Below are 14,039 nucleotides of genomic sequence, written 5' to 3'. Positions count from 1 at the left end.
GTCCCGGTGCGGGAGCGTCAATCGGTCCGGGTGCGGAGGCTCCGCGCCAGGGTGGGGATCATCACCGTCGCAGGGACGAGGTGCAGCCCGAGGAGGACGACGGTGGTGGCGGTGTTTGCCCCGGAGAGGAGGGGCGGGACCAACGAGATCGCGGTCAGCGACACTGCCGTCCACACGAATCGCTCGGCGGGGCGAGCGCTCCAACGAAGAAGAGCGAGGGCGATGACGATGCCCACGACCGAGAAGAAGCCGGTCACCACGGCGAATCCGGACAACGGGATCGTCTCGCCACCATCGGGGACCTCGAAGTCGACGCCAACGGCCTGGGCAAGCGCCGCAGCGAGGGTCGTGACCACCACCGCCGCGAGCGCGGCGATGAAGCCGGTGCCGACGAGCCCTCGGAGTCGGTGGGTGTGGCTGGTCTGGCCAGAGGCCGGGCCTACGACGACCCCGGTGTCATTCATGCTGTTCATGTCGTCCCTCCATCATTCGGTAACTCGCGTGCGGGGTATTGACTGGCATGTGACGGTCCTGGCCCTGGGGTGACGATGCACACCCTCGCCGTGCGACGGCCGGGGTTCCGCAGGGCACGGACGCCGGTGCCTCGGAGCCAGAACCCGGCGTCGCGTCCGAGGACCGGCCGCGGCTCGCCGTCGTGGAGCTCCAGCTGCACCCGCCCGCGGGCGACGACGCCGAACGCGTCGCGCCACTCCGCCGCGACCACCGCTACACGCGCGCCGCCGCGCAGCGCGAGCGTCCGCACCGGGACTACTCCGTGCCGTCCGCCGACAGGCGCTCCGGCAGCCCGAGCCGCGGGAACTGGTCGTCGTGGAACGTGACGATCTCGGTGATCGCACCGCCGGTGACGCGCAGGACGTCGATCGTCAGCGGCAGGTACGCGTCCTCCCGCTTCTGCCAGAGGTAGAAGGCGATGGCGGGCTGCCGGTTCACGGAGGTGCGGACGGCGCGCAAGCCCTTCATGCCCTCGAAGCCGTTCTCGACCCAGTCGTTCACCACCGCGTCGCGGCCGACGTACAGGCCCGGCGTGGGCGGCATCGAGCAGCGGACATCGTCCCGCAGCAGTGCGGCAAGTGCGTCGACGTCCGTGGCCACGCTGGCGTCGGTATAGCGGCGCACGAGCTCGCGCGTCCCGGAGTCCTGTTCGCCGCCGGTCCAGTCCTGCCGCTCGGCGGGCAGGTGCTCCCGCATGCCGGCGCGGGCCCGCTGCAGCGCACTGTTCACGGAGTTGACGGAGTCCCCGAGGAGCTCTGCGACGGCCTTCGCCGGCCAGCCGAGCACGTCCCGCAGGATCAGCACGGCCCGCGGGCGCGGCGCGAGGTGCTGGACTGCGACCAGGTACGCCAGCTCGATCGTCTCCCGCGCGACGGCGACGGTCTCCGGCCCGTCCGCGTCGCCCGCGGGCAGCTCGTCGAGCAGGCGGTCCGGGTAGGGCTGCAACCACAGCACCTCGCCGCCGGTCGCAGGCTCCGGGCGGCACTTGGCGAGCAGGTCCAGGCAGGCGTTGGTGGCGATCCGGTACAGCCAGGCCCGGAACGTCGACCGCCCCTCGAAGGTCTCCCGCCGCCGCCAGGCACGGAGGAACGTTTCCTGCACAGTGTCCTCGGCGTCCTCGAACGACCCGAGCATCCGGTAGCAGTGCACGTGCAGCTCCCGCCGGTGCCGCTCCGCCAGCCCCGAGAACGCCGGCTCGTCGACCTCTCCCAGACCACTCACGCCCAGCTCCTCCAGCCGCGTGTCCGCACTCATCACGTCATCCTTCCGCCTCGTCGTGTCCCGTCGTAGGTGTGACGGGTGCGAGCGCGAAAACTCATCACTAGATGATCGATTCCAAGGGGTCAGTGGTCATAGGTGGTCAGTGAGCGCAGGACGGGCTGTCCTGCGTGGTCGTTGTGCCAGATCGCGGCGGTCAGTGCGAGGATGCGCTGCATGACGCGGGCGACGACACCGCCGGGCGTGCGCCCTCGGTGCTGTTCGAGATCGAGTCGGCCCGCCCAGACGCTGATCGGCGACAAGAACTACTTCGGCCGCGCTTCGAACACTAACTAGCCGAGCAGAACATCCGGCTGCTCCGGCCAGCACGCAAGGGCGAGCCGGAACGCCCCGGAGCACCACTGTTCAAGCCATTGCGGCAGATCATCGAGTCGGTCAAGGAAACCTTCAACGCGAGCGCGTGAACCCGTGAGCGCGCCCCGAGCGACGCTCGCCCCTCCCGCTTGACCTGAGTAGACCTGTCTGTCTAATATGACACGCGATTAGACAGACAGGTCTACTCATACTTCGGACGGGAATGGTCATGACGAATCTCTCGGTCGTCCCGGCGTCCAAACCGGCGCGCACCTCGGATGCGGCGCCCGCCGACGCCGGATCCGCTTCCGGATCCGACTCCGCTGCCGTATCCGCGCGGGGCCGGCGGCTGCCGCCGCACGTGGCGCTGTACGTACTCGCCTCGATCACCATCTCGTTCCTGGCGGCCTCGAGCGCGCCGACCCCGCTCTACGCGGTCTACCAGGCCGAATGGGGCTTCGACCCGATCACCACCACCGTGGTCTTCGGCGTCTACGCGGTGGCCGTGCTGCTCGGGCTGCTCACCATGGGCAAGCTCTCCGACCACGTCGGCAGGCGGCCGATACTGCTGGCTGCGCTGGCGGCGCAGGCCACCTCGATGGTCGTGTTCGCCACTGCCGACGGCGTGTCGGGGCTGATGGTCGCCCGGATCGTCCAGGGACTGTCGACCGGCGCCGCGCTCGGCGCGATCGGGGCGGGGATGATGGACATCGACCGGCCGCGCGGCACGATCACCAACGCGGTCGTCCCGGGCATCGGCACGGCAACCGGCGCGCTGGTCTCCGGCCTCGTCGTCCAGTTCCTGCCCGCCCCCACGCATCTGGTCTACCTCGGGCTGCTGGCGGTCTTCGTCCTCCAGGCCGTCGCCGTCGCGCTGATGGCGGAGACGGTGATCCGCAAGCCGGGGGCGCTGGCCAGCCTGGCGCCGGAGATCAAGCTGCCGCGCGCTGTACGCCACCCGATGCTGGTGGCCGCGCCGGTGCTGTTCGCCGTCTGGGCGCTGGCCGGGCTGTACGGGTCGCTAGGTCCGTCCCTCGCACGGCAGTTGACAGGTTCCAGGTCCGAAGTCCTAGGCGGGCTGAGCCTGTTCGTGCTCGCCGGGGTGGCCGCCGTCTCGGTGCTGGTCCTGCGGAAGGCGGCGACCCGGACGGTGATGCTCACCGGCATCCTCGCGCTGATCGCCGGGGTGACCCTCACCCTCATCTCGATCCGCGATTCCTCCCCCACCGGCTTCTTCGTCGGCACCGCCATCGCGGGCGTCGGCTTCGGCAGCGGGTTCCAGGGCGGCATCCGTACGGTGATGCCGCTGGCCCGGCCGCACGAGAGTTCCGGGGTGTTGTCGCTGCTCTTTATCATCTCCTACCTGGGCATGGGGGTGCCCGCCGTGATCGCCGGGTTCCTCGTCGTCCACGCGGGCGGACTGACCGCCACCACGCAGGAGTACGGCGTCGCCGTGATCGTCCTCGCGGCGTTCGCGCTGCTCGGGCTGCTGCGCGGCGGTCGGGACGGGGCGGCGGTCCTGCAGGGCGAGCGGGTCGGCGGCAACGCCTGAGGGGTGGCCTCCGGCCGGACTCGGCCGGAGGGGCGCGGCGAGCGCATAATGTAGACAGACCTGTCTGAAGGAGTGACCGTCGTGGCGAGTGTCCAGAGCACCGCGAAGCCGTCGGCGCGTGAGCGCCTGCTCGCCGCCGCGAACGAGCTGTTCTACGCCGAGGGCGTGCAGAGCGTCGGGATCGACCGGGTCATCGAGCACGCGGGCGTGGCCAAGGCATCGCTGTACAACACCTTCGGCGGCAAAGAGCAGCTCGTCCGGGCGTACCTCGACACCCGGCACGCGGGCACCGCCGACCGGATCACCCGGGCCGTCGCGGAGCGCGACACGCCCCGCGAGCAGATGCTGGCGGTCTTCGAGTCCCAGGGGCGGCAGTTCGACCGGCCCGACTTCCGCGGCTGCGCCTTCATCCGCGCCGGCGCCGAGGCCAGCCCCGGCGGGCTGGTCCAGGAAGCGGCAGACGCCTTCCGCGGCTGGATGCGCGAACTCTTCACCCGCCTCGCCGCCGAGGCCGGCGCCGCCGACCCCGACGCCCTGGGCCACCAGCTCCAACTCCTCTACGACGGCGCCGGCATCTCCGCCCTGATGGACCACGACTCCACGGTGGCCGCGACCTCACGCGCGGCGGCGACCGCCCTGATCGCGGCGGCGACGGGCGCATCCGCCGAGGCATGAGCGGCGCTCAGCGCGCACGCGGGCCGGGACCGCGAGCGTGAACCACGCGGTGCGCCAGGGCTACCGACGTGGCGTCGGTAGAGCTGCCTGGGCCGACGCACCGGGCCGCCGGCTCCGGTCAGGCCCGATCCGCGGACGGTGCGCCGCAGCCCGCTCGGCCGACGTCTGTCCGCTGGTGTCCCGAGGCAGCGCCACTAGATGATCGATTCAAGGGATCGGCTGCGCGCATGGGACGAGGGCGTCCAACGTCAGTGTGTGAAGACAGAGTTGGACATCCTCGCGACCGCACTCTATGCGAAGACAGATGACCTGCTGAAGGCGTCTCCGCATCTCACGCCCTGGCAGCCGGCCGTGGGGATCGCCCCGCAGCTTACCGACGCCGAACTGGTCACACTGGCAGTGATACAGGCCATGCTCGGCTTCACCTCGGAGGCCAGATGGCTCCGCCACGCCCGTTCCCACCTGCGGCATCCCTTCCCATACCTGCCTAAGCAGCCCGGCTACAACAAGCGGCTGCGCAAGAGCGCCGAACTGCTCCGCCGGGTCACCCGGCTGCTGGCCGCCGACACCTCGGTGTGGAGCGACGACGTGTGGATCGTCGACTCCACACCGGTCGAATGCGGCCGCTCCCTCGAGACCGTGAAACGCTCCGACCTGGCCGGGTGGGCCGAGTACGGGTACTGCGCCAGTCACAGCCGGTTCTTTTGGGGGCTGCGGCTGCACCTGGTGTGCACCCTCCAGGGGCTTCCCGTCGCGTTCGCGCTGACCGGCGCCAAGGCAGACGAGCGCGAGACTCTGCTCGACCTCCTGGCCGCCGAACCCGGCCTCGTTGCCGCACGTCCCGCCCAGACGCTGATCGGCGACAAGAACTACTTCGGCCGGGGCTTCGAACACGAACTAGCCGAGCAGGACATCTGGCTGCTCCGGCCAGCACGCAAGGGCGAGCCGGAACGGCCCGGAGCACCACTGTTCAAGCCATTGCGGGCAGATCATCGAGTCGGTCAACGAAACCTTCAAGGGTCAACTCGATCTCGAACAGCACCGAGGGCGCACGCCCGGCGGTGTCGTCACCCGCGTCATGCAGCGCATCCTCGCACTGACTACCGCGACCTGGCACAACGACCACACAGGACAGCCCGTCCTGCGCTCACTGACCACCTATGACCACCGACCCCTTGGAATCGATCAACTAGGGTCGGTCGACATGGCTGAGCGCTTCTCATCCTTGGCAGGTCGGGTTCTCCACGGGGTGGAGAACCTTCTGCCGACGCAACAGCCTCGGCGGTAGCGGTACCGCTTGAATGGGATACGCACTGAACCGCCGGTGCCTTGATACGCCGTGTCCGCGAAGGGCATCACGTCAGCGTCGGTCAACGCGGCGATCATGCTGTGGGTCACGCAGCAGTCAGGTCGTGTGCCGAGCCGGGAAGTGCCGCCGACGCCCAGACAAGGCGTCCGGCCGCATCTGCCATTACCTGCACGTTCATCCCGTGCCGTCGGTGTTTTCCGGAGTAGTACGTCTTCCGATCGTGCACGCGGTCGATCGGGATCAACGTGCCGCCGACGATGACGTAGGCCAGCAGCTGGATCCTGGTCATCGCCTGGTGCAGGTCGTTGGCGGCCGCGGCGAGCAAGGTGATCGCCGCGCGGATATAGCGCCAACCGGTGGCAACGGCGCGCCGTCGGCCGGGTCCGACTCGGTGACCGGACTAACGACGTAGTTGTGGAACCAGTCCAGTTGGGGATCAGCAGTGTACGGCGGCTGCCGGTACGTGGGAAAGCAGCGCAGGGTGTCCGAGCCGAGGCTGCTGGGCATGGTCGTGCCGGCCACGCACTGCGGGTCGGAGTAGTTGAACCAGGGGGTCGGGTTAGCGTGCCATCTTCCCTGGTCGACGCTCTCCAGCGCCGTCGTGAGGACGTCGACCTACTGAACCTGTCCGCGGAGCTGTCCGAACCTGCCGCGCTGTGCGAGGTGTTGGCCCGGCTTCCCGATCCACGACGGGTACGAGGCAGCCGCTACCGGCAGGGTCACCGCTCGCCCTGTACCTGCTCGCCGTGCGAGGCGCCACCACCACGCCGGCCGGCATCGCTGGCAGGTCGAGGCCCTGCACCCCACCACGTGGGAAACGTGACCTTCGCCGAGGACGCTTCCCGCGTCATGAACCGACCACACACTCCAACTACTCGGTCTTGAAGCCTGAGAACACATCAACCCTGCTGGTGCCACCTCCGCCGTCCACCTAACGGTTCCGGTGGGCGTGGATGCAGAACGGCCGTTCACGCAGTGGCTACTGCTGCTCCCACTGTTCCTTGGTGATCTCGTACCGCACGCCCCCGTGCTCGGAGCCCTCGATCATCTCCATGTCGGGGGGAGTGGGGATGGTGTCCGCGAGCGTCATTGCGAGCTTCTCCATGATGTTGCGCGAAGCGTGGTTCACGGCCATCGTCTCAGCCCAGACCATGCGCACACCGAGCCCTGTGAACGCCTTGCCCAGCAAAGCCCGCGAGCCCTCGGTGGCGTAACCCCTACCCCAGGCCGCCTGCCGCAGCCTGTAGCCGAGTTCGACCTCGTCCAGCGGGCCCTGCGGCTCGGGACGCAGGCAGAACCACCCGATGAACGCGCCGCCGTCCTTCTCGTGCGCGGCGAACAGCCCAAGATCGCCGCGCCACCTCTCGTAGCCGGCGATGATGTTTGGCAGGTGGCGTTCGCGGACAATCTCCGGGGCGGTCGGACTGCCTCCGGTCAGATAGCGCATCACCGCGGCGTCGCTGTCCAACTCGATGAGCAAGTCGGCGTCGTCGGTAGTGAAGCGGCGCAGAGTCAGGCGCTCGGTCTCCAGGTAGGTGTCCACAGAATTGATCATGCCTAGAGCAGGGCGGGCAGTTCAACGGCTTTTCTCGGATCCTGTCGGCGAACCGCGAAATGCTGCCGCGGAACCGCGCGGAGGCCGACACCGCAGTGGGGCGCTTGCGGACCTCGGCCGTGGTAGGCCCTTGACAGTCTCCCCAGCCCTCGGGGCCCGCCTTCGCCCCGCTTCTCGCCGAACACGTGCAGGACCACTGGTCGGTTGAGGCCCTGCACCATGTGCGAGACGTCACCTTCCGCGAGGACGCCTTCGGCGTTCGCATCGGCCCCGCGCCATGGCCACGCTGCGCAATCTGACCGTCGGGCTCATCCGCGAGGCCGGTTGGACCAACATCGCCGCCGCAACGGGCCACTACCGGTCACGCCCCGACCGCGCCACCGCACTTCTCGATCTCGCAGCCTGAGAACGCAACAGCCCTGCCCCTTTTGTCCAGCTCCTCGGCCTCGGCCTCACGCCCAAAACCACCAGCAGCGGCACCCTGCGCATCGACGAACTCACCTGGCTGGCTATCCACCGCGTGCGCCACCGCAGGTAGTCCTGGAGCTTCCGAGAGGACGGTGTGGTTGGGGCGTTCGGAGCCGCTCATGACGAAGTTGCGCAAGGGACCGAACGGGGCCTCGATCGGGTTCGCCCACGACGCGCTCGTCGTGGGCAGGCACAAAACTCGACCCTGTTCTTCTCCACCCAGGTCCGGATCGACGGCGTCGCGGTCGACACTGATGCGGACGAGGTAGCCGGTGACCGGGTCCGTAGCAGTGTTGCGGAGCAGGCGGTGCCTGGTCAGCCGGTAGGCCCTGCTGGCAAGACCCCCGACCATCCAGTCCTCCTCGTATCAACCGCCGCCTGGACCACCTTCGCCACCAACCTCGAGCAACCCCCGCCGCTCATACGGCGAGCTCCGAGCAGGGGTGGCTTCAGGGAGCGCAAACCCCGCTGCACGGTCCCAGCCACAGTGGACCGCAGCCGTAATCGGTCCAGTTGCACCACCACGGATGGGAGTAGCACACCATGTCGCAGCTTCCGGTACCCGCGCACTGGGAGTTGCAGTCCATGACCTGGATGTTCTGATCGCTCCGCGGCGCCACGCCTTGCGTGTCCGCAGGGCCCAGCGTCATGAGAATCGCCCGCGACTCACTCTCGCCGTACGCCGCCGCAGCCGCCGTCTCCAGCTCTTCGACGGCTGCTCCCTGTTGGCGCCCCGCGATGATCTGCGGAGCCAGCCGCGTCGCGTCGTCCAGAACGGCGGACTGCTCGGCCGACAGACCGGGATGTGTCTTCCGGTAGTTCGCGAAGTGCGCCACCCACAGGTCAGTCCGAGCCGAAGCGGACAGCGCGCCGTAAATGGCGCGCCGATAGTCCGCGGGGTAGGAAACGAATTCGGAGTAACCGGAGGGCAGCCGGTCGACGTTGGCCTTCACCCATCGCGACGCCTTACTGCCCTTGGCGCGGGTCACGGCCTGCGCGGGTGAGGCTGCCAGGCCGCCGGTGACCAGAAACGTCCCCAGGGCCAGCCCCGGCACGGCCTTGAGGATTCCTCGACGGCTCGGGGGCCGCAACACATCGAGGTCGCGGAGCGCACGCACCACACGCAGCGAGTCAGCCGGCCCCAACAGCCGCGCCAGACGGAGGGACAGCGCGGTTCCGGTCCAGGCCCGCACCTGGTCACCGTTGACCGCCAACAGGGTCGGGGCCCACGCGGCCCCTTCCCCCAGGGCACGCGCACGCAGACCGCGAATACGGGGTTCCGTGAGGCCCGCGGTGGTCAACTTGCCGTCGACGGAGACGCGAACCCGGTCCACCACTTCTGCACAGAATCGACAGTCGGCGTCGAATGCCAATATCCACTCGGCCACAAGATTCTCCCCACGTTTATGTGACAACGCGCCCCATGGTGCCCGCCCGGCGTGAGCTTTCACGCCGCTCCGTAGCGCGCCGTTCAGCACCCTTTCCCGCTTCGGGTCTACCTGAAGAGAAATAGTTTGCCGAAGCGTCTGGAAGCGTCAATCATTTCGACCAGGATCGAAACGTTTTACATTCACAGGCCATACTTACGGCGGGAGCAGACCCGTCGCCGATGCACCTAGCTATAGATCTCTAATGGATGGAATTACGGCGATTGGAGCGAGCAGTCTCACCGGCGGCCGATACTTCGCAAGTGCGGACTACTAGTGGCCCGTCTCAGTTTCCGCTGACCACTCGGTTGAGGGCGATCCTGGTGAGCTACCGATGGCCGGTACGCCGCACCCACCAAACGACTTGAGTAACACGCTCCCTATTGCCGTGCGCTCTGAGCGGCTGACGGCGCCACCCCCCGCGCCCTAACGCACAAGTGTCCGTTGGGGCGCGGGGAAGGTTCGGCAAGGATGTCGAGAACGGCGTGACGACTCCGTCCCAGGGGCAGGAGCGACCACCGTGGTCGCACGACCCTCAGGAGGCCCACCATGACGAACGACCAGGTCGCCGAGATCCTCAATCGCCCGCTGAGCCAGGAGATGCTGGCTCGTGACCTCTGCCGACTGGCCTACGTGGCCAAGGATGGGACACCGCGGAACATCCCGATCGCCTTCGCCTGGAACGGCAAGGAGGCAGTGATGTGCACGTCGAAGAACGCCCCGAAGCTGGCTTCGCTACGTCAGAACCCGGCCGTCGCCATCACGATCGACACCGAGGTGCACCCGCCCAAGATCCTGCTCGTCCGCGGCACTGTTGAACTCGACGAGGTCGACGGCATTCCCGAGGAGTACCTCGAGATGAACGGCTCCTACCAGATGACGGCCGAACAACGGGTCGAGTGGGAGGCCGAGGTCCGCTCGCTCTACGACGGCATGGTCCGCATCGTGATGACACCGACGTGGGCGAAGCTGATCGACTTCGAGACGACTTTGCCCAGCGCCGTCGAGGAACTCATCCAGCAGCGTGCGGAACGTCAGCGTCAGAGTGGCAACGGCGCGCGGCCCGACGAGCCAGGAACGTCGAAGTCATGACCATCCGGCGCCATGGAGCGAGCCACCCGACCTCGCCCGGAGAAGCCCCACCACCCGGCCGGAACCACTATGACCGCTACCAGCGCGAAGAGATCCGAACATGCGAAACCTCATTGTTCAGGAGCGGGTAGCCGTCGACAACATCGCCGCGCAGGAGGACGGCGGGCTCAGCTTCGCGTCAGGGGGCCCTGCTCCGAGACCACCAACCCTGCGTTCAAGGCAGAGGGTTCAGGCGCCTTGGAAAAGATGCCCTGCCGCCTCTGCCGGGGCCGGGAGACGACCACGTAGGGCCTGGTGGTTTGCGGTTGGTGCGCATGAGACGGGTCATGCGGGTTACTCGTGGATCGTGCTGAGAACCGGAATGATCGCGGTGGTCCTGGGCGCCGCCTTCGCAGTGGTTGGTGTGGCTGTGGTGGTGTCGCCATGGTGGTGGATGGCGGCGGTACCATTGGCCGCGCTCGGCGTGATCGGTGTGTGGGACCTGATTCAGCGACGGCACTCGGTGCTGCGCAACTATCCGGTGATCGGGCACGCCCGCTTCCTGCTGGAACGCATCCGTCCCGAACTGCAGCAGTACTTCGTAGAGCGGAACTTCGACGGGCGGCCCTTCGACCGGGACATCCGCAGCATCGTCTACGAGCGGGCCAAGGGCACCGCCGCGGAGGAGCCGTTCGGGACCGAACGCGACGTGTACCAGGCGGGTTACGAGTACCTGGTTCCCTCGATGGCGCCCCGCCCGGTGCCCGAGCATCCGCCGCGCGTACGGATAGGGGGCCCGGACTGCACCCAGCCGTACGACATGGCACTGCTGAACGTCTCCGCCATGAGCTTCGGCTCGCTGTCGGCCAATGCCGTTCTGGCGCTCAACCAGGGGGCCGCGGCAGGCGGTTTCGCACACGACACCGGTGAGGGCGGGCTGTCGGAGTACCACCTGCGCCCGGGCGGTGACCTGGTCTGGGAGATCGGTACCGGCTACTTCGGCTGCCGGACCCGGGACGGGGACTTCGACGCCGGGGAGTTCGCCGAGAAGGCGTCGGGCGAGAGCGTCAGGTGTGTGTCGCTCAAGCTGTCGCAGGGTGCCAAACCCGGTATCGGGGGTGTACTGCCCGGCGCCAAGGTGAACGCGGAGATCGCCCGGGTGCGGGACGTCCCCGAGGGACGGACGGTCATCTCACCGCCGTACCACCGGGCCTTCTCCACGCCTCGTGAACTCGTCCGATTCATCGCGCGGATGCGGGAGTTGTCCGGCGGCAAGCCGGCCGGCTTCAAGCTGTGCCCCGGTTCACGGCGCCAGTTCCTCGCCGTGTGCAAGGCGATGATCGAGGAGGGCACCACACCCGACTTCATCATCGTCGATGGCGCGGAGGGCGGCACAGGTGCCGCACCGCTCGAATTCGCCGACCACGTCGGCACACCGCTCACCGAGGGTCTGATGACCGTGCACAACGCCCTGGTCGGCGCGGGCCTGAGGGATCGGATCCGGATCGGCGCCAGCGGCAAGATCGCCACCGGGGCTGACCTCGTCAAACGCCTGATCCAGGGCGCCGACTACGGCAACGCGGCCCGCGCCATGTTGTTCGCGGTCGGCTGTATCCAGGCTCAGCGCTGCCACACCAACACCTGCCCTGTCGGAGTCACCACCCAGGACCCGCGTCGCGCCCGGGCGCTCGACGTCGGCGACAAAGCCGCGCGGGTACGGCGACTTCAGGAGGCCACCGTCGGCAGTGCACTGCAGATCATGGCTTCCATGGGAGTCACCGACCCCGCACAGCTGCGGCCGCACATGCTGCGGCGGCGCATCGACGCGCAGACCGTGCGCTCCTACGACGGGCTGTACGAGTGGCTGTCCCCCGGACAACTGCTGGTCGAGCCGCCCGCCGACTGGGCGGCCGACTGGAAAGCCGCAGACCCCGACCACTTCACCATCTGACCTGGATCTGATCTGGATCCAACCTGGAGGAATTCGTGGCACGAACCGTCGCCCGCGTCATCGTGGACGCCCTGAGCGAACTCGGCGTCCGCCAAGTGTTCGGCGTTGTGGGAGACGCGCTCAACCCCCTCACCGACGCCATCCGCACCACCGATGACGTGGAATGGGTGGGCTGCCGCCATGAGGAGGCGGCCGCCTTCGCCGCGAGCGCTCAGTCCCAGCTCACAGACCGTCTGGGGGTGTGCATGGGCACGGTCGGCCCCGGTTCCGTTCACCTGCTCAACGGCCTCTACGACGCGGCCAAGAGCCGTACGCCCGTACTGGCCATCGCCGGTCAGGTCCCCCTGTCCGAGCTGGGCAGCGACTACTTCCAGGAAGTCGACAACGACCTGCTCTTCCGTGACGTGGCGGTCTTCCGCGCCACCATCACCGATCCCGACCAACTGCCGCAGCTCCTTGAGACGGCGGTCCGCAACGCCCTGGGCCACAAGGGCGTCGCGGTCCTCACCGTGCCGGGCGACATCGGTGATCGGGAACTGCACGCCGACCGTCCGGCCCGCTTCTCCCTCACCACACCCACCACCCGCCCCGAAGCGTCCGCCGTACGCCGGGCCGCCGATCTCCTCGGCCACGCGGACCGGATCACCTTGCTGGTCGGGCAGGGCTCTCGCGCCGCCCGCGGAGACGTCCTCGCGCTGGCGGACCGCCTCGCGGCCCCGATGGTGCTGACGTTGAAGGCCAAGGAGGGCTTCGAGGGCGACAATCCCTTCCAGGTCGGCCAGACAGGTCTGATCGGGAACCCAGCGGCGGCGGGAGCCATGCAGTCCGCGGACACCCTGGTTCTGCTGGGCACCGACTTTCCCTATCGCGACTGGTATCCCGAGGGCCGCACGGTCATCCAGGTCGACACCGAACCGGCGCACATCGGACGCCGCGTCCCGGTGGACATCGGCCTCGTCGGCGATGTGGGTGCCACCGTTCGCGACCTGCTCGACCACCTGACCGCCGAGCTGGGCAGCACGCGCGACCGCGGGCACCTGGAGCAGGCACGGGAACGTTTCCTGAACTGGCGTGAGGGCCAGGCACGCCTCGCCGACCCCTCGCACGACAAGGGTCTGGTCGGCAGGGTCCGCTCCGCGCTGGACAACCGCGAGCACGGCATCCGCCCGGAGGCGCTGGCCGCCGCTGTGGACCGCAGCGCGGATGACGACGCGATCTTCACCTCGGACACCGGAATGGCCACCGTGTGGCTCTCACGGTTCGTCGAGATGCGCGGGACGCGTCGGCTGCTCGGCTCCTTCAACCTGGGCTCCATGGCCAACGCCATGCCGCAGGCGCTCGGCGCGCAGTACCTGGACCGGGACCGCCAGGTCGTCGCCTTCTGCGGCGACGGCGGCCTGAGCATGCTCCTCGGCGATCTCATCACCCTCAAGTCCTGCCGACTGCCGGTCAAACTCGTCGTCTTCGACAACCGCCGCCTCGGCATGGTCAAGCTGGAACAGGAACAAGCCGGTCTCCCCGAGTTCGGGACCGTCCTGGACAACCCCGACTTCGCCGCCGTCGCCGCCGCCATCGGCATCACCGGCATCCGCGTCACCGACCCCGCCAACCTCGACGACTCCGTACGCCGCGCCTTCGCCACCCCCGGCCCCGTGCTCCTCGATGTACTCACCAACCCGGACGAGATCGCCGTCCCCGCCAAACCCACCGTCGAACAGGGCTGGGGCTTCGCCGTCGCCAAGATGAAGGAACTGCTGCGCAGCCACGGCGACGAAACCCATCCCTGATCACGTGTCCCGTTCCGGCGATTCCTCATGCCGGGCCAAGCGGCGAGTGCCGCGAGCAGCACGACCTTGACACCGGTAGGGGGGCCAGTGCGCGTGGCTCGCTCGTCTTTCGGGCGAGATCCGAATTGGCGTATGAAGCCGTACGGCCACACGCTGGAG

Annotated in this window: 10 protein-coding genes and 4 pseudogenes; 7 read left to right on the top strand and 7 right to left on the bottom strand. The window is 68.4% G+C overall.

The genetic code is table 11. The features are described 5' to 3' along the window. Positions 1 to 17: 17 nt before the first annotated feature. From AB0N66_RS16300 to AB0N66_RS16290, 3 genes and pseudogenes are all read right to left on the bottom strand, one after another. Positions 18 to 473, bottom strand: a complete 456-nt coding sequence (locus AB0N66_RS16300) for a DUF6069 family protein (protein ID WP_365434354.1) — start codon at positions 471 to 473, stop codon at positions 18 to 20. A gap of 295 nt (positions 474 to 768) precedes the next feature. Next, complete coding sequence (locus AB0N66_RS16295) at positions 769 to 1,767, bottom strand: RNA polymerase subunit sigma-70 (RefSeq protein ID WP_365434351.1); 999 nt, start codon at positions 1,765 to 1,767, stop codon at positions 769 to 771. Between the two features lie 89 nt (positions 1,768 to 1,856). Next, positions 1,857 to 2,009: pseudogene (locus tag AB0N66_RS16290) on the bottom strand (IS982 family transposase); the annotation flags it as partial. Here AB0N66_RS16290 and AB0N66_RS16285 point away from each other — a divergent pair. The 4 genes and pseudogenes from AB0N66_RS16285 to AB0N66_RS16270 form a co-directional block, all read left to right on the top strand. Further along, positions 1,999 to 2,180 (top strand): annotated as a pseudogene (locus AB0N66_RS16285) (IS982 family transposase); the annotation flags it as partial. The pseudogenes AB0N66_RS16290 and AB0N66_RS16285 sit on opposite strands and share 11 nt — an antisense overlap. A gap of 134 nt (positions 2,181 to 2,314) precedes the next feature. Next, entirely contained in the window at positions 2,315 to 3,637 is a 1,323-nt protein-coding gene (locus AB0N66_RS16280; protein WP_365434348.1) for an MFS transporter, read from the top strand. Between the two features lie 81 nt (positions 3,638 to 3,718). Next, on the top strand, positions 3,719 to 4,312 hold the full coding sequence (locus tag AB0N66_RS16275; protein WP_365434345.1) for a TetR/AcrR family transcriptional regulator: 594 nt from the start codon (positions 3,719 to 3,721) through the stop codon (positions 4,310 to 4,312). 255 nt (positions 4,313 to 4,567) lie between these two features. Then, positions 4,568 to 5,480 (top strand): annotated as a pseudogene (locus AB0N66_RS16270) (IS982 family transposase); the annotation flags it as partial. Positions 5,481 to 5,590: 110 nt separating this feature from the next. On the opposite strand, the pseudogene AB0N66_RS16265 reads toward AB0N66_RS16270, so the two are convergent. The 4 genes and pseudogenes from AB0N66_RS16265 to AB0N66_RS16250 all read right to left on the bottom strand — a co-directional run. Next, a pseudogene (locus tag AB0N66_RS16265) lies at positions 5,591 to 5,985 on the bottom strand (transposase family protein); the annotation flags it as partial. Between the two features lie 615 nt (positions 5,986 to 6,600). Continuing rightward, positions 6,601 to 7,164: a GNAT family N-acetyltransferase gene (locus AB0N66_RS16260; RefSeq protein WP_365434511.1), complete on the bottom strand. Its 564-nt coding sequence runs from the start codon at positions 7,162 to 7,164 to the stop codon at positions 6,601 to 6,603. Between the two features lie 373 nt (positions 7,165 to 7,537). Further along, positions 7,538 to 7,996 carry a hypothetical protein gene (locus tag AB0N66_RS16255; RefSeq protein ID WP_365434342.1) on the bottom strand — a complete coding sequence of 153 codons (459 nt, stop codon included), beginning with the start codon at positions 7,994 to 7,996 and terminating at the stop codon, positions 7,538 to 7,540. Positions 7,997 to 8,093: 97 nt separating this feature from the next. Then, the gene (locus tag AB0N66_RS16250; protein WP_365434339.1) at positions 8,094 to 8,981 is read right to left on the bottom strand and encodes a bacteriocin fulvocin C-related protein; all 888 of its coding nucleotides are present in this window, start codon (positions 8,979 to 8,981) and stop codon (positions 8,094 to 8,096) included. A 639-nt stretch (positions 8,982 to 9,620) separates the two neighbouring features. On the opposite strand from AB0N66_RS16250, the gene AB0N66_RS16245 reads away from it, so the two are divergent. From AB0N66_RS16245 to AB0N66_RS16235, 3 genes are all read left to right on the top strand, one after another. Beyond that, positions 9,621 to 10,163, top strand: a complete 543-nt coding sequence (locus tag AB0N66_RS16245) for a pyridoxamine 5'-phosphate oxidase family protein (protein ID WP_365434336.1) — start codon at positions 9,621 to 9,623, stop codon at positions 10,161 to 10,163. 361 nt (positions 10,164 to 10,524) lie between these two features. Continuing rightward, entirely contained in the window at positions 10,525 to 12,093 is a 1,569-nt protein-coding gene (locus AB0N66_RS16240; RefSeq protein WP_365434508.1) for an FMN-binding glutamate synthase family protein, read from the top strand. A gap of 35 nt (positions 12,094 to 12,128) precedes the next feature. Continuing rightward, positions 12,129 to 13,880 carry a thiamine pyrophosphate-dependent enzyme gene (locus tag AB0N66_RS16235; RefSeq protein ID WP_365434333.1) on the top strand — a complete coding sequence of 584 codons (1,752 nt, stop codon included), beginning with the start codon at positions 12,129 to 12,131 and terminating at the stop codon, positions 13,878 to 13,880. Positions 13,881 to 14,039 lie beyond the last annotated feature (159 nt).

It is taken from the genome of Streptomyces sp. NPDC093544, assembly GCF_040683495.1.
In the GTDB taxonomy this organism is placed as follows: domain Bacteria; phylum Actinomycetota; class Actinomycetes; order Streptomycetales; family Streptomycetaceae; genus Streptomyces.
Note: the sequence above shows the minus strand (reverse complement) of the source record. Positions and strands in the feature narration are given on the sequence as shown.

Excerpts from the sequence above, each read along its gene's own strand:
- AB0N66_RS16300 (WP_365434354.1), bottom strand. The coding sequence starts at position 473 with ATGAACAGCATGAATGACACCGGGGTCGTCGTAGGCCCGGCCTCTGGC.
- AB0N66_RS16295 (WP_365434351.1), bottom strand. The coding sequence starts at position 1,767 with ATGAGTGCGGACACGCGGCTGGAGGAGCTGGGCGTGAGTGGTCTGGGA.
- AB0N66_RS16280 (WP_365434348.1), top strand. The coding sequence starts at position 2,315 with ATGACGAATCTCTCGGTCGTCCCGGCGTCCAAACCGGCGCGCACCTCG.
- AB0N66_RS16255 (WP_365434342.1), bottom strand. The coding sequence starts at position 7,996 with ATGGTCGGGGGTCTTGCCAGCAGGGCCTACCGGCTGACCAGGCACCGC.
- AB0N66_RS16245 (WP_365434336.1), top strand. The coding sequence starts at position 9,621 with ATGACGAACGACCAGGTCGCCGAGATCCTCAATCGCCCGCTGAGCCAG.
- AB0N66_RS16240 (WP_365434508.1), top strand. The coding sequence starts at position 10,525 with ATGATCGCGGTGGTCCTGGGCGCCGCCTTCGCAGTGGTTGGTGTGGCT.